At 46.2% G+C, this 15,415-nt stretch carries 17 protein-coding genes; 11 read left to right on the top strand and 6 right to left on the bottom strand.

Annotated elements, in window-relative coordinates; genetic code table 11:
• Positions 1 to 216 precede the first annotated feature (216 nt).
• From QUB61_RS11945 to QUB61_RS11925, 5 genes are all read left to right on the top strand, one after another.
• A complete protein-coding gene (locus tag QUB61_RS11945) occupies positions 217 to 1,086 on the top strand; it encodes a phycobilisome linker polypeptide (protein ID WP_333124005.1) in 870 nt (289 codons plus the stop codon).
• A 158-nt stretch (positions 1,087 to 1,244) separates the two neighbouring features.
• Positions 1,245 to 1,517, top strand: a complete 273-nt coding sequence (locus tag QUB61_RS11940) for a phycobilisome linker polypeptide (RefSeq protein ID WP_333124008.1) — start codon at positions 1,245 to 1,247, stop codon at positions 1,515 to 1,517.
• Positions 1,518 to 1,793: 276 nt separating this feature from the next.
• Positions 1,794 to 2,633: a HEAT repeat domain-containing protein gene (locus QUB61_RS11935; protein ID WP_333124011.1), complete on the top strand. Its 840-nt coding sequence runs from the start codon at positions 1,794 to 1,796 to the stop codon at positions 2,631 to 2,633.
• Between the two features lie 156 nt (positions 2,634 to 2,789).
• Positions 2,790 to 2,972 carry a hypothetical protein gene (locus QUB61_RS11930; RefSeq protein ID WP_333124014.1) on the top strand — a complete coding sequence of 61 codons (183 nt, stop codon included), beginning with the start codon at positions 2,790 to 2,792 and terminating at the stop codon, positions 2,970 to 2,972.
• A gap of 22 nt (positions 2,973 to 2,994) precedes the next feature.
• A complete protein-coding gene (locus QUB61_RS11925; protein ID WP_333124017.1) occupies positions 2,995 to 3,621 on the top strand; it encodes a HEAT repeat domain-containing protein in 627 nt (208 codons plus the stop codon).
• Here QUB61_RS11925 and QUB61_RS11920 read toward each other — a convergent pair.
• Both QUB61_RS11920 and QUB61_RS11915 read right to left on the bottom strand, forming a co-directional pair.
• A complete protein-coding gene (locus QUB61_RS11920) occupies positions 3,610 to 3,903 on the bottom strand; it encodes a DUF2103 domain-containing protein (protein WP_333124020.1) in 294 nt (97 codons plus the stop codon). The two genes, QUB61_RS11925 and QUB61_RS11920, sit on opposite strands and share 12 nt — an antisense overlap.
• 100 nt (positions 3,904 to 4,003) lie before the next feature.
• Positions 4,004 to 4,474 carry a response regulator gene (locus QUB61_RS11915; RefSeq protein WP_333124024.1) on the bottom strand — a complete coding sequence of 157 codons (471 nt, stop codon included), beginning with the start codon at positions 4,472 to 4,474 and terminating at the stop codon, positions 4,004 to 4,006.
• A 426-nt stretch (positions 4,475 to 4,900) separates the two neighbouring features.
• Here QUB61_RS11915 and QUB61_RS11910 point away from each other — a divergent pair, with 426 nt between their 5' ends.
• Positions 4,901 to 5,227 (top strand): antibiotic biosynthesis monooxygenase, encoded by a 327-nt coding sequence (locus QUB61_RS11910; RefSeq protein ID WP_333124027.1) that lies wholly within the window; start codon positions 4,901 to 4,903, stop codon positions 5,225 to 5,227.
• Here the strand turns inward: QUB61_RS11910 and cas6 are convergent, their stop codons facing one another.
• Entirely contained in the window at positions 5,228 to 6,109 is an 882-nt protein-coding gene (gene cas6 / locus QUB61_RS11905) for a CRISPR-associated endoribonuclease Cas6 (RefSeq protein WP_333124028.1), read from the bottom strand. It lies immediately after the preceding gene.
• 280 nt (positions 6,110 to 6,389) lie between these two features.
• Positions 6,390 to 7,472 (bottom strand): class I fructose-bisphosphate aldolase, encoded by a 1,083-nt coding sequence (locus tag QUB61_RS11900; RefSeq protein ID WP_333124030.1) that lies wholly within the window; start codon positions 7,470 to 7,472, stop codon positions 6,390 to 6,392.
• A 676-nt stretch (positions 7,473 to 8,148) separates the two neighbouring features.
• Between QUB61_RS11900 and QUB61_RS11895 the strand changes: the two genes are divergently transcribed.
• From QUB61_RS11895 to QUB61_RS11875, 5 genes are all read left to right on the top strand, one after another.
• Positions 8,149 to 10,779: a M1 family metallopeptidase gene (locus QUB61_RS11895; RefSeq protein WP_333124033.1), complete on the top strand. Its 2,631-nt coding sequence runs from the start codon at positions 8,149 to 8,151 to the stop codon at positions 10,777 to 10,779.
• 386 nt (positions 10,780 to 11,165) lie between these two features.
• Entirely contained in the window at positions 11,166 to 11,582 is a 417-nt protein-coding gene (locus QUB61_RS11890; RefSeq protein WP_333124036.1) for an NUDIX hydrolase, read from the top strand.
• Between the two features lie 123 nt (positions 11,583 to 11,705).
• Positions 11,706 to 12,454 (top strand): IS1 family transposase gene (locus tag QUB61_RS11885; protein WP_333124196.1). Its coding sequence is split into 2 segments (ribosomal slippage): positions 11,706 to 12,045 and positions 12,045 to 12,454, totalling 750 coding nucleotides; the frame shifts between segments, so codons are not numbered across the junction.
• Between the two features lie 49 nt (positions 12,455 to 12,503).
• Positions 12,504 to 13,133, top strand: coding sequence for a hypothetical protein (locus QUB61_RS11880; protein ID WP_333124039.1), 630 nt, complete (start codon positions 12,504 to 12,506; stop codon positions 13,131 to 13,133).
• Positions 13,121 to 13,468 (top strand): hypothetical protein, encoded by a 348-nt coding sequence (locus QUB61_RS11875; protein ID WP_333124042.1) that lies wholly within the window; start codon positions 13,121 to 13,123, stop codon positions 13,466 to 13,468. The genes QUB61_RS11880 and QUB61_RS11875 overlap by 13 nt, the downstream gene beginning before the upstream one ends.
• A 5-nt stretch (positions 13,469 to 13,473) precedes the next feature.
• Here QUB61_RS11875 and QUB61_RS11870 read toward each other — a convergent pair whose 3' ends face one another.
• Complete coding sequence (locus tag QUB61_RS11870; RefSeq protein WP_333124045.1) at positions 13,474 to 13,956, bottom strand: hypothetical protein; 483 nt, start codon at positions 13,954 to 13,956, stop codon at positions 13,474 to 13,476.
• A gap of 51 nt (positions 13,957 to 14,007) precedes the next feature.
• Positions 14,008 to 15,135, bottom strand: coding sequence for an FAD-dependent oxidoreductase (locus QUB61_RS11865; RefSeq protein WP_333124047.1), 1,128 nt, complete (start codon positions 15,133 to 15,135; stop codon positions 14,008 to 14,010).
• Positions 15,136 to 15,415 lie beyond the last annotated feature (280 nt).

The following is a 15,415-nucleotide window of genomic DNA, read 5'->3' as shown; positions in this document are numbered from 1 at the left end:
GTTTGTAAAGACGTTTCAAAAAAATGTCTTTAGCAAAGTAGGACTAAGGCTAAAAAATTCTTCAATTTTATGTGTATAGGTAAGGTGCGCAGTGCGCATCCTACTTTGAGCAGATGCGCAGTGTACACCCTAGTTTGAGACATATTAGCCTTAGTCCTAAAAATCTCAAGTGCAACAAAGCTTTAAACTTTTGTTATTAATTTAGGAGAAAATCTGGTGGCAATTACAACAGCAGCGTCCAGACTGGGAACATCCGCATTGAGCGATGCGCCGAAGGTAGAATTGCGCCCGAACTACAGCAAAGACGACGTTGAAACTGTGATTCGTGCGGTTTACCGTCAGGTGCTGGGCAACGACTATTTAATGAAATCCGAGCGACTTACAAGTTCCGAGTCTTTGCTGCGAGACGGCAGTTTGACGGTACGAGAATTTGTACGCGCTGTAGCTAAGTCAGAACTGTACAAAACCAAGTTTTTCTACAACAGTTTCCAAACTAGGACGATCGAACTAAACTACAAACACTTGCTCGGTCGCGCTCCCTACGACGAATCTGAAGTAGTTGAGCACTTAGATTTGTACCAAACACAAGGCTACGACGCTGATATTGATTCTTACATCGATTCAGAAGAGTATCAAGAAAACTTCGGCGACAGTATCGTGCCTTACTACCGCGGCTTTAACACCCAGCGCGGTCAAAAAACCGTTGGTTTTACCCGGATGTTTCGCCTGTATCGCGGCTATGCAAACAGCGATACATCTCAACTAGAAGGCAATAACTCTCGCTTAGCTGTCGAACTCGGCACTAACACCGCTACGGCTGTAGTTGGGCCTTCAGGCGGTAACGAAGGTTGGGCATATCGGCCTTCTGCCAGAAACGTAACTCCCGCCAGCACTTTCGGCGGCGCGGCAGCTTACGGAAAAGAAGGGCGGCTGGTGCGCGTGGAAGTTTCGGGCATTCGCACGGGCGGCTATCCCAGCGTGCGCCGCAGCAGCAAGGCTTTCATCGTACCTGTTGAGGAGTTGTCCTCGCAAATGCAGAAATTTCAACGCATGGGCGCGAAAATCGCCAGCATTACTCCAATTTAGTTGTTAGTCATCAGTCATTAGTCATTACATAATTAGGTTCTGCTTAAGGTGCGGTGTGCATGGAACCCTACATAATTAGGTTCTGCGTAAATTCTGAAGTAGAGACTAAGGAGGAATGACTACTGACTGCTGACCAATTACCAATTACCAAGAAGTTTATGTTGGGTCAAATTGTAGCTGGAAAAAGTGGCAATACAGCTTCGGCTGGTCGCTGCTTTCGGTATGAAGTTGTGGGCTTGCGCCAAAGCGATGAAACAAATAATGTGGATTATTCGATTCGATCGAGCGCGAGTACATTTATCACCGTGCCGTACAATCGGATGAATCAAGAAATGCAGCGGATTACTCGCATAGGCGGGAAAATTGTCAGCATTCATCCTTTGAACGCGGGTGCAGAATCATCCCATGAATCATCGGGTGAGCACCAATAGTTTGGTGGGAGGGGCGATGAAAATCGCTCCGACACAAGCTAGAAGGGGCGATTTCAATCGCTCCTAGATAAGCTAGAACGGGCGATTGAAATCGCTGCTAGACAAACTTTCGTCCACTCCAAGCGGACTAAGAGTTAATGCAACCCGCGCCGGCGGGTTTTGTCTGTTTAGTAGCTATTTGAATCGCCGAGTTTCCCTAATCCTTACCTTGCAGGCTTTATCTGTGTAGCAGCGATTGAAATCGCCTAATAGCTAATAACTAATAACTAATAACTAATGACTATGGATTATTACGAATCCGACTCACCGCCGCCGGGTGTAGCTGAGGGCGAGTCTTTAACTGTTGAACAGGCGATCGCAAATTTGCACTCCCAAGATTACAGTCTCCGGTATTATGCTGCTTGGTGGATTGGTAGATTTAGAGTCAAGGAACCGGCAGCTATTGCAGCTTTAATTGCCGCATTGCAAGAAGAATCAGAACAAACAAAAATCGGCGACTATTCCCTATTGCGAAATGCGGCGCGGGCCCTGGGTAAATTGGGCGACAAACAAGCCTTGCCGGCCCTGATTCGCTGTTTGGAATGCGCCGATTATTACGTGCGGGAAGCGGCGGCCCAAGCTCTAGAAATGCTGGGCGATCGCGATTCTATTGGGCCGCTAATGAAGCTCTTGGATGGGGGCTCGGTTGCCGCTGTGCGAGTGCCAGGAAAATCGCACCTCGTGCAACCTTACGACTCGGTAATTGAAGCTTTGGGAACCCTGCAAGCGACAGAAGCAATACCGCTAATTTCACCTTTTTTAGAACATTCTGTCGAGCGGGTGCAGTACGCTGCGGCGCGGGCGATGTATCAGTTAACTGGTGAGCGGGTTTACGGAGAGCGGTTGGTAAGCGCTTTGAAGGGGGATAATTTGCAGTTGAGGCGATCGGCTTTGATGGACTTGGGGGCGATCGGCTATTTGCCGGCAGCGCAAGCTATTTCTGAGACTTTAGCAGAAAATAGCATAAAATTGATTGCGCTCAAAGGAGTTTTGGAGCATCACCTCAACCAACAAGAATCACTATCTTTATCAGATGATGCTATCCGCGTTATGGATTTAATGGATAGTTTACTGTGAAAAAAAATCGTTCAAAAATGCAATAGGATTGCTGTAGCGATTCTCAATTGTCTACCGTATATTCAGGACACAGCAGTGCTGTTTCCCTACGGGATATCTGTATTTTAGGTAGGACACAGCAGTGCTGTTTCCCTACATATTTTGATGGGAATGTTGGTGGGTGATATCGTTTCCGGTTGGATGGGAACGATCGAGTCAAAGTCAATAATTCCACCTTCCCCAACGGACGACTCCCAACGGACGACTCCCGACTCCCCATCATGTATGAGTGCAACCGGAATTGATATGAGGCTGCAAAAAGTTCGATCGCGCGATCGACCCAACCTACAATTAAAATGATCACGGTAAAGCTTACAAATAAATGGCATTAGAATTAATTCAGGCTGTCGAACAAGCAGATTCTTCCGAGGGCTTGTTAAACTCCGTCAAAGCACTAGCGGCAGCTTCCTCAAAACAAGCAATTCCTACCTTAATTACAGTGCTCGGTTACAACAACCCAGGCGCCGCCGTTGCCGCCGTTGATGGGCTGATTCAACTCGGAGAAGCTGCCGTGCTGCCGCTTCTAGAACAGCTTGACGGCTACAATTACGGAGCGAGAGCTTGGGCTGTTCGGGCTTTGGCGGGAATTGGCGACCCCAGGGGTTTGGAGATTTTGCTCGATGCAGCGGCGAATGACTTTGCTTTGAGTGTGCGGCGGGCGGCGGCTAGGGGTTTGGGGACGATTTGCTGGGAACTGATGCCAGCAGAACAAATTGCCGATGCTCAACTTCGCGCTGTGAAAACGCTGCTGCAAGCGTCCCGAGACCCAGAATGGGTGGTTCGCTACGCAGCAGGGGGGGGTTTGCAAGCTTTGGCGGGTGCTGCGACTGTTAAACCGGATTGGTTAGCGTCCGTTTCTGCCAGGCTTGAGGAAATCGCCCAAACCGATGAAACTACTTCAGTTAGGGCCCGGGCTTTGCTTGCTAAGAAAAAATTGTCACTTGGCTAGGGTTTGGGCGATGGTCTCTTCCAAGTCCCCTTGACTGAGAGTGGTTAATATAAAGACTTCTTGTACGGTTTTGCCCTGTCTGGCGATGATTTTAAATCCCCCGCGGATGGGTACTGACACTCTTAATGTCATGCGGGGGATGTGTCCTTTAACTTTGTTGATGACGCCCGGAGTGACAGTTTGAATGCCCATTTTTTGGGTGAGGCGCTCTAAAATTGGTATCAAGCCGGGAAGGTGGGTAGAGTGATTCCAAACTAGGCGGCCTTTGGGTTGTGCGTTCATAAATTTTTAACCAAATTCAACATACCCAGTCTAAGCCACCCCTGGGTTGAAGCAATTTGAAATTCCCTCCACTTACGTCTCAATAACGTTACTGTGCGTGTCATTGCGAGCAAACCGGCGCAATCTCAAACCGAGTTTTTCGATTTTTGGCGCGCAAGCCGAGATTTGATGGCGCAGAATTGTCCTGTACTTTTTGATGTTGTGGGTTGCTAACTGTCGGTTTTTCTACTTGAGTGGCGATCGCCCCGAGCATTTCTGCGACGGTGCAAGGTTTGTGGAGATAGCCATCTGCTTTGAGTGCGAGAGCTTTTTCCATGTCGGAGGCTGTCATAAAAATAAACGGAATGCTGGCGGTTGCAGGGTGCGATCGCAAAACTGCGAAAACTTGTAAACCGTTTAGTTCGGGCATCCTGACATCTGATAAAATTAAATCGGGAATTTGGGCGATCGCTAACTGGATACCAACTTGTCCGTTTTCGGCGCCAACCGCTTCAAAACCGCGCGATTCCAGAATTTCTACTACGATTTCTCGCATTAAGTTATTGTCTTCAATTACTAATATTTTTGTCATTTTTTTTAGCTAGATTTTTACTGGGTTGGTATTTATCTGTGATAATTATTGCAAGTAAGTTTTAAGATATTCAAGAGGGTTATTGCAAAAAACCACTTTTAACCGCCCCCTTTTTAGGAATCTTGTGCGATCCCAGTACACACAAGATCTGATGTATCAGCCGCTTTACCTTTTGTACTAGCGCTCGAACTCGCTGGGGCGTACCGAGCATTGTGAATATCTAAAATCTTGGATTTAACAGTTTATTTAAGAGAGATTCCAGCCGCCTGACTCCAAAAGTTTCTATTTGAGTGGCGATCGCCCGAAACCTGTAATTAATAAATCCGCCTCGGGCCCAGCGCGAAACTACAAACCGTGAAGTTCACAAATTTTGGGCGATCGCGTAAAATATAACTTGCGGTATCGGTATTAAGTGAGGAAAAGCATATGTCAGAATTTCTAGACTTTCTGAGACATCAGTTTGCCTACGTGGCCGTTGGCGAATTTAAACCCGGAAAATTTAAAGAAGCAGAAGAACTTTTTGAAAAAGCCGTTGCAACTTATGCTAAAGGTTTTAAGGGAGCATACCTGCTGCAATTGCCCAATACAGACAAAGGTATTGCCATCATTTTTTGGGAAAGCGTAGAAGAGATGACCGCCAATCAAAGCGAAGCTTATCAGGAAATCTTAAAGCAAATGACGCCTTTGTTTGCGAAAATTCCCGACACTGATGTTTATGAAATCGTCAGTGAAATTCAGCCCAAAAGTGAATGATTAAAAATCCTGCAACCGACGCGTCATTCCCATTCCCATCGGCGTCTTTCGCCCGACTCCGCTGTAAAGCGCAAAATCTGCTAAAGTGTTAACTTGCTTGATAGTAGTAGGAGCTATATCTCCCATAATTCGGTAACTAATATGGCCGACGCAGCCAATAAATTTACTTCGAGAATCCGTACTAACTTCTGTTCGGATATCGAAGAAACTGGGGAAAATAGCTTCTGTGAAAGTAGGTTCGATCGCAATCCTGCTGTACTTGTTCCAGCGATTCGCTAAACTGCCAAAAATACTCTCACGAGTGGGCATAGCACTATCGTATAAACCTTGCCGAAAATTAGTAGGAGTGCAAAAACTAAAAGCAATTTGGCGCTCAGTTTCCGAAGCTCTATCGAACAATTCGGCGTAAGTACAAAAGTTGACCCACGGCTGGTTTGATTGCGGTTCGCTCAAAATATTAGTAATGTATATATTTGTCGGGCCCAGATGCCAAGGGCGAGTGAAATTGAGTTGCTGCCAAAGTTGAGTTAGGCGCTCGAACAAACCGTCATCCAGCAGAGAAATTCGCCACCAAATCGGCGTATTTTCCTGAATAGCTTGCTTGTAATCCCACTGTAGGGCCTGCGAAATTGTGCGGGAAGCAGGAGGCAAAACTCTCTTTTGTGGCTGTGGCGTGCTGCTTCTGTAAGCTTCTTTTCTGCTTACTTGGAAAGGGCTTAAAGTGAAAGCTTTTTCCTGAGATTGGTCGTGCAGGTACGCGCTCAAATCGCTGTCTACAGCACTCACCAGGTTCAAAAATAAAGCGTGGAGATGCCGTCCCGTTAAAAACTGAGATGGAATTGGTGCAACTGGCAGCAGGTTTAAAACAAGGCTGTGGGGCATTTTAAAATTCTATACTGTGTCTCTATAGCCTTTCTCAGTAACATGTTCCGACTTGCATAGGGCATAGGCCTCCGTGGGCATAGGGCATACCTCACTTTGTTGAGAACCGCTATATATATTTTCAGCTAGTATTAATATTACAGCTAAGTTGCAACTTATATTAAGGAATTTTTATCAGGTAAGGTGCGCAGGGCGCACCCTACGTTTAGGGGGATTTGTGCGCCCTGCACACCCTAGGTTTAGATTGTGATATTGAGGCAAATCTCTGTGCGGTAAATTTTTAGGCGATCGAGATTTCTGGCGACAAATAAACGTCTTGGATGGCGTGGAACAATTTTACACCTTCTTCAAAGGGACGCTGAAAAGTTTTGCGGCCGGAAATTAAGCCGCAGCCGCCAGCGCGCTTGTTGATTACCGCCGTGCGAATTGCTTCTGCAAAATCGCTTTTCCCGGAAGCACCGCCGGAGTTAATTAAACCCATCCTTCCCGCATAACAGTTGAGCACTTGATAGCGAGTTAGATCGATCGGGTGATCCGTTGTTAAATCCGAATAAACGCGCTTGTCGGTTTTGCCGTAACTGTGACCGCTAGCTTTAGCAACAGCTTCGTAACCGTTATTGCACTCGGGCAATTTCTGCTTGATAATGTCAGCTTGAATTGTCACTCCCAAGTGATTTGCTTGCCCTGTCAAATCGGCCGCAACGTGATAATCTTTGTCTTGTTTAAAAATATCGTTGCGGAGGTAGCACCACAGAATTGTCGCCATTCCGTATTCGTGAGCGTGTGCAAAAGCTTGACTGACTTCTTGGATTTGCCGCGTCGATTCCGGAGAACCAAAATAAATTGTTGCTCCGACGGCAGTTGCTCCCAAATTCCAAGCTTGTTCGACGGTCGAAAACATTATTTGGTCGAATTGATTGGGATAAGTCAGCAATTCGTTGTGATTGAGCTTGACAATAAAAGGGATTTTGTGCGCGTACTTGCGAGATACGCTTCCCAAAACTCCCAGGGTTGTCGCGACAGCGTTGCAGCCAGCAGAGATTGCTAGTTTGATGATGTTTTCGCTGTCAAAATAGATGGGATTCGGTGCAAAAGAAGCGGCCGCTGAGTGTTCGATTCCTTGGTCTACTGGCAGGATGGATAAATAGCCGGTATTCGCCAAGCGTCCGCTAGAATAGAGTTGCTGAAGCGATCGCAAAACTTGAGGAGATCGATCGGTTTGAGCAAAAATGCGATCGACCCAATCCGGGCCAGGCAAGTGCAAAAAATCTTTAGGAACTTTTGCTTGATGGGTGAGCAAGTCTTCGGCTTCGTCGCCCAGCCAAGACTCGATGGAATTGGGAACTGATAGTGTAGCTGTCATAAAGAATCTCAGTAAGTGCGAAACGAGCGTGGCTTGAGCCTAGAGAGGAAAATGACACTTCGGCTACGCGAGCGTGGAGCACACAAGCGGTTTCAACCGCATTGAATCTTTCTTTACCCATTACCGCCTTGGAGTTGTTCAATTTGGTGTACTTTTGTAATGCACTTTCGCGCTTGACAATTACCATCTCAAACTTCCCAACCCGCGATCGCATAATGGTTCGCTCAATTGAGCCTCCCTTTGGGGGTAATGTTAGCACGCGCCTTTGTTTTAAGAGCTTTTTAAACCTGCAACACTGTTGAGCGTGACTTTAAAACTGTTTAATTGCAGATGAAAAAGCAAGGAACTAGCTACGCATTCCGGGGTGTCGTGACTCAAAAAACGCAGTCAATGAAGACTTAGGCCCGTCAGTACAGCTTGCAAGAATTTCTCTTACAAGCTCAATCCCTTTAGGGTTGAGTTACTGACAATTTCAATTGCAGGCTGATGATTGCAGACATTAGCCTTGCTAATATTGTAGCGAAAAAATCATATTTCCATCCCGGCAAGGATCGACCCAGTTTTTAACAAGTTAGCGACAACAGCAGCTAGGACGCGCTACTCTATAATAAGCTGGCACTTCAGCCAGATCTGCGCTGCCAGCGATCGCCGCTCGACTCACAACTTTGCCATTACAATGTCAAATACTTACTTTGATTCTGAAAACGGTCACAAATCCTTCGAGATGCCCGGTGCTCGGCCGCATTACAATCCCGATCGCCCCGGTCAAGTAGAGCATATTTTCCTCGACTTAGTGCTGAATATTCCCAAACAAAGCTTTCGCGGCACTTGCAGCATCCGCATCAATCCAGTCCGCAGCGGCATTGACAAATTAACCTTAGATGCGGTAAACCTCAACATTGAATCGGTAAAAGTTGGCGAAACCGAGCAAAATTTCGACAGCGACGGCGAAGTGCTGCAAATTCAACTGCACGAACCAACAGAAGCTTACCAACCAATTACTATTGCGATCGACTACTGGGTCGAAAAACCCCAACGCGGCCTTTATTTCGTCGGCCCGGACAAACACTATCCAGACAAACCAACACAAGTTTGGACTCAAGGCGAAGACGAAGATTCCCGCTTCTGGTTTCCCTGTTTCGACTATCCCGGACAGTTGGCAACTTCCGAAATTAGAGTGCAAGTTCCCCGACAATTTTTTGCCATCTCCAACGGCGAATTAATTAGCACAAAAAACGAAGGCGACGATAAGATTTATCACTGGTCGCAAACCCAGGTACACCCGACGTATTTAATGACCTTAGCAGTCGGAGATTTCGCCGAAATCAAAGACGAATGGCGCGGCAAACCAGTTAATTATTACGTTGAAAGACGCCGCGAAGCGGACGCTAAGCGCAGCATGGGCAAAACGCCTCAAATGATTGAATTCTTCTCTGAAGCATTTGGCTATCCTTACCCTTTTCCCAAATACGCTCAAGTCTGCATTGATGATTTCATCTTCGGGGGTATGGAAAATACTTCGGCAACTTTGCTGACAGATAGGTGCTTGCTAGACGAACGCGCCGCCCTCGACAATCGAGGTACTGAAAGCTTAGTCGCCCACGAATTGGCTCACCAATGGTTCGGCGATTTAGTAGTAATTAAACATTGGTCTCACGCTTGGCTGAAAGAAGGCATGGCTTCTTATTCCGAGGTGCTGTGGACCGATCGAGAATATGGCAAAGAAGACGCGGCTTACTATATGTTAAGTGAAGCCCGCAGTTATTTATCTGAAGATAGTTCCCGCTACCGCCGCCCGATGGTTACTCACGTTTACCGCGAAGCCATTGAATTGTACGATCGCCATTTGTACGAAAAAGGCGCTTGCGTTTATCACATGATTCGCGCCGAGTTGGGCGACGAATTATTTTACAAAGCAATTCACACTTTTGTGCGGGATAACGCTCACAAAACTGTAGAAACGATCGATTTGCTCAGGGCGATAGAAAAGGCTACCGGTCGCAATCTCATGTTTTTGTTCGATCAGTACGTTTATCGCGGCGGCCATCCAGATTATAAGGTTGCTTATTCCTGGGATGGCGACAGCAAATTAGCAAAAGTGACTGTAACGCAAACTCAGGTAAAAGACAGCAAAAATGACAACGGCAACGGCAAAGATGTATTCGATCTAAAAATTCCGATCGGCTTCGGTTACAAGCCGGAAAACGAGGCAGACGATGAGAGTTCTGCACGTTCAACCCCGAACCTAAAAACTTTCACAGTACGAGTCTACGAACGCGAGCAAAGCTTCTATTTCCCTCTCGAAGAGAAGCCTGCATTTATCAGTTTTGATGTCGGCAATAAATACTTAAAAACTGTTGCGTTAGAGTATGGAGTTGCGGAACTAAAAGCTCAGTTGCAATTCGACCCCGACCCGGTTTCCCGGATTTACGCGGCCCACGCTTTGGCGAAAAAGGGAGGACTGGAAGCTGTGAAAACGCTGTCAGAAGTTCTCAATAAAGAGCCGTTCTGGGCTGTGCGCGCCGAAGTCGCGGGTCAGTTAGTTGAAATTAAACTCGATCAAGCTTTTGAAGGTTTAGTAAGTGGTTTGAGAGATAAAGATGCTCGCGTTCGCCGTGCTGTGGTGGGGGCGCTGGGTAAAATCAAAACTCACGAAACTTTTAAAGCGCTGAGATCTATCTTAGAAAAAGGCGACGCCAGCTATTACGTAGAAGCAGCCGCAGCGACTGCTATGGGCGGAATTGCCGCGGCTAACCCTGACGAAAAACCGACGGACGAACAGGTACTGAAAGAGTTAAAATTCGTGCTGAAAGAACGTCAGGGGTGGAATGAGATTGTGCGATCGGGTGCGATCGCAGGTTTGGCGCAGATGAAAACTTCTGAAGATGCGCTGAATTTAATTTTGAAATACACTGCTGCGGGTACTCCGCAAGCTTTGCGCTTGTCTGCAATTCGCTCTTTGGGCACAATTTCGACAGGTCAAACTAATATCAATTTAGAACGGATTTTGCAGCGATTTGCAGAATTGTCTAAAGAGACGTTTTTCTTGACTCAAGTATCTGTCGTAGCGGGATTAGGACAAATGGAAACTCGCAAAGCAATTCGCATTTTGCGTTCTTTAGCTGACCAAACTCCCGATGGCCGCGTCCGCCGCATGGCTGATGAAGCTGTGCAAAGAGTGCAGAAAAATGCTGGTTCTGATGCAGCGGTCAAGCAGTTGCGGGAGGAATTAGACCAGGTGAAAAAGGAGAATCAAGATTTGAAGAGTCGGATGGAAAATTTGGAGGCTAAGTCGAAGAAAGATTAGGCGTTAAACCGCATACCGACGCAGCTAAAAGCAGAGATTGTCGATCGGCTTTTATCTGCTTGTCGGTAGAGGATTGCGCCAGGTTATTATAATAATATTATAGTTCAGTGGGAGTGCAGGGAAATTTCCTATTTTCCACAGAGGGGAAAAACCCAAATATCTCTATTCTCCACTTTGTTGTCTCAACTGAGGAATTATAGAGAATCAGAATGCAATTTTTTTTAAATTTGTAAACCTTTGATGAAGTAGTATAGCGGTTCTCAAGCGTGGTGAGGTATGCCCTATGCCCTATGCCCTATGCCCTATGCCCTATCCCCTATGCACGTCGGAACATGTTACTCAGAAAGGCTATAGCCTCTTTTTCACCCATAAATATTGCATAGATCATGAGTATAAAAACCGCTGTATTGATAGAGCAATCGGGGGTAATTCCCTATCGCATTCAAGACGGACAAATTGAAGTAATGCTGATTACTTCTTCGGCTAGCAAGCGCTGGGTTATTCCCAAAGGATTAATTGAACCTGACATGACTCCCCAAGATTCCGCCGCCAAGGAAGCTTGGGAAGAAGCAGGTTTGTTGGGTACAGTGTTCCCGGATTTGCTGGGAACTTACGAGTATCAAAAGTCCGGCTGTACTTGGCTGGTAGGAGTATTTCTACTGCAAGTGCAAGCAGTTCTGGAAATTTGGCCGGAAGCTAGCAAGAGAAAGCGGCAGTGGGTAAGTATTCCTAAAGCAATTAAGCGGGTTAACGAACCGGAACTCAAACTCATTTTGGCGGATTTGCAGAATAGGTTCTGGTGAAGAGTCGCTTGGTAAGGGCCGGTTTACCAATACTTTGGTTTTCAACCATAGGCGTTGCTGAACTAGGGTATGATGAAGTTGTCCTCCGAGCGTCAAAAATCACACACATTTAAAAGCAATATTATGCAATGCCCTGAATGTAAATCAACTCATATCAATAAAAATGGTCACAAAAAAGGCAAACAAAATTATATTTGCATCAAATGCAAAAGACAATTTATAGATGATTATCAACCTCAAAAAGGATATCCGGAAGAAGTTAAACGTGAATGTCTCAAGATGTATGTTAATGGGATGGGTTTTCGAGCAATTGAAAGAGTCAAAAATGTGCATCATACTACAATCATTAATTGGGTAAAAGAAGCCGGGAAACTCTTACCAGATTGTTACGACCCAGAAACAAATCCCGAAGTGGGAGAATTAGATGAATTACAAACATTTGTTGGTTCAAAAAAAACAAAACCTGGCTGTGGACAGCCGTAGACCATTTTAAGCCAGGTATTTTAGGATGGGTTTTAGGATCCCATAGCGCCCAAACTTTTGAACCACTATGGGCGGCAGTTAGTAAATGGAAATGCTATTTTTATGTGACAGATGGCTGGAAAGTTTACCCAAATTTTATCCCCGAGGGAGACCAGATTATTAGCAAAACCTATATGACAAGAGTTGAAGGTGAAAATACCAGACTCAGACATTACTTGGCTCGCCTAAAAAGAAAAACTCTTTGTTATTCTAAATGTGAAAAAATGCTAGGGTATTCAATTAAATTACTAATTCATTATCTAAAATTTGGAGATGTTCCAATTCCCCATCAAAATCTCAAAAATCATTTTCGGGTTCCCTCTCGTATTTTTGCCCGTATCATACCGTAATTCAGCAACGCCCAACCATAAATTCGGGTGAACCCGCTAAAAGAACAAAATGACTGAAGACTATATGCTTTATGATTCGGGAGATGCGATCGCCATGCCATCTCCTCTGATGACCCACCTTAACCCGATTAAAATTCTCTCCCTCAATGACCTGCGCGACAACAAGCCCGAACGTCCAGGCTGGTCACTCACCTTCGGAGCCATCTGTGCAGATGCCGCCGCCGTTTGCCTCGACGATGGAGGACACTCTATCCCTGTGAAGCTGACAATCGAGGGGATTCAACCCTGTGAAATCCAAATTCAATGGGATGCGATCGATGATACCATCCGTCGCTTCAATGCCGATCGGGAAGTTGCCACTGAATATGGAGCCTACGGTATCGCGGCGTTGATCCTGCCTCACCTCACTGGATTCACCATCATCGAACGCTCTGTCAAAGGTAAAGGGTTAGGTTTTGACTTTTGGCTTGGTTCGCTCGAAGATCCAGGCACGCTATTTCAGCGTAAAGCCCGCTTAGAAGTCTCCGGGATTCGTAAAGGTTCGGACAGCATTATTCAAGCCAGAGTTAACATAAAATTAGAACAAATCCGCCCTTCAGATGACGTAGCTCCTGGCTATGTATCTGTAATTGAGTTCGGTACTCCCAAAGCACGGATCGTCAAAAAATGCAGACCGTAGAAGCCCTTCACCACGAAGCAATGGAACTGGTCGATAGAGCAGTTCTCGCCCGTCAGTGCGGTGATATCGACCAAGTGACTGCACTCACCAGAGCCGCCTTTGCAAAAGAACGGGCGGCAGCGGATTTAGTAGCAAACGAATGGGATTTTGAGCCGACTCGTTCTATACTGCATCGGAGCGCCGCCGTACTTGCCATTGAGTGTGCCCAACTCCGGGAAGCAGAACGGCTGATTGGACGCGCCCTCGCAGGCCACCCTCCCACAGACATTGCGGATGAACTGCGTGACCTGCTTATAGAAGAAATTTACTCGCAGCGCCAAGCGATTGGAGCTTAATTTATTTAAGCGTTAGCTGACAGAAAAGGAATACTTTCGGCTAAGTTATCCTTAACTTCAATTCCCTGTTTTCTCGCCCAAAACTGGCTCAAAAAGTGAATTTGCCGCAAGCCGACAACTAAATTTAAACCTGGTACAAAAAGCCACCAAACTGTTAGCGGTTCTTTGATTCCTTCTTGGCGGTACAATTCATTCACTGTCTTGTAAAGTTTGAACTGCACGATGTAAATCCAAGCAATACCCAGCAAGGAAAACCAACCAAACCATCCGGGAACGTCAGGGTCGAATATCCGCAAAGCTTGGGGGACGGCTACTCCTAACACAAAAGGAAGCAAGCAAAGAGTTCCCGACCAACCGCTACCGTTATAGCGACGCAATTCTTCTTGAATAATCCATTTGTACCATCCGTAATATAGCAGCAAGCTGACTCCAGACAGCAAAATTACTCGCCACAAAGAGCGCGGTTTACCTAAAGGTTTGTCGGACATATTTAGATGTAAGATATGAATGGCTATCTTGATTGTATTAACATTTGTTAATTATTGCAAAATCATTTCTCGAATCGATCGCGCTGTTGCAGGGGCCAGCAGAACACCGTTGCGATAGTGGCCGCTGGCGATGAAAACGCGATCGTTATCGGGAAGCGTCCCGATAATTGGGGCCGGCCGCCCTTCCGGCCGCGGGCGCAATCCCGACCATTTCCTGATGATTGAGGCGAATGCTAAGGCCGGACAAAGTGCGATCGCCCTCGCCATCACTTGCTCCAACATATCAGCATTCGCCTCAATTTCCCCGCCATTTTCTGAAAACTCCAGCGTCGCCCCCACCCAAAATTCCTGATTTCCCACAGGCACAATGTGAACGTCATCGCAAGTAATTACCGGGCTAAAATCTGGGTTTCCTACAGGATTGGGCGTCAGCAAATGCAGCGCTTGTCCCAACACCGGGCGAATGTCAACCAACTGATTTAACGATGCAGTCACAGCAGCAGAACCCAAACCAGCGCACACAATTAGTCGATCGAAATTTTCAATAACAGGCAAGATGCCTGTTCCACAAGACTTATTGACAGCAATGGAAGATGGGAGTTGAATCTGAGACGCCTGAGAATTCAACTCAGTAATGCCTTGAACTTCCACTCCAAACTCAAAATTAACTCCTTTGAGTTTAGCAGCATCAACCAAAGCCAAAGTTAGCGCCGTCGGATCGACTTGCCGATCTTGAGGTGAATAAATCGCAGCAATAATCCGATCGTTTAAATAGAGATGAGGGCAGAGTTCGCGCACTCGTTCCACATCCCAAAGTTCCAATTGCCAACCTTGAGAGTCGCGAGTGGCTATCAATTTTTCCCACTTACTTAAATCCTCTCCCTCCGAACAAAGCATTAAAATTCCTTGTTTGTTAAAAGGAATTTTTCGCCCCGTAACTGCTTCCAATTCTGGAATCAAAGTTTCGTAGCGCTGAAGGCTGGTTTCCCTCAACTGCCAATTTCTGCCCTTAGTTTTGTGGCTGATAACTCCCATCAAAACACCGAGTGCAGCGCCAGTAGAACCTTGTGCCGGCGGTTGTTTGTCGAACACAGTAACTTTCAGTTCGGGAAATTGACTTAGTTCAAAGGCGATCGAAGCCCCAATAATACCGCAACCAATAATTGCAACGCGAACCATTCAATTTTAGATTTTAGATTTTAGATTTTAGATTAACTGCTTCCTAGGTTCTGCCCGTATAAGCCTTTTTCGGGCGGGCAAGATGCCCGCCCCACAAGAAAACTGATTCTTTCTTTGTGGAACAGGCATCTTGCCTGTTCTTGACAATGATACAAGATGTGAGTTAAGGCTAATTAAGCTTTAGGAATTAGCTGCAAGAAGCTGATTAACTGCTTCCTAGGTTCTGCCCGTATAAGCCTTTTTCGGGCGGGCAAGATGCCCGCCCCACAAGAAAACTGAT

It is taken from the genome of Microcoleus sp. C2D2, from assembly GCF_036702495.1.
Taxonomy (GTDB): Bacteria; Cyanobacteriota; Cyanobacteriia; order Cyanobacteriales; family Microcoleaceae; genus Microcoleus.
Note: the sequence above shows the minus strand (reverse complement) of the source record. Positions and strands in the feature narration are given on the sequence as shown.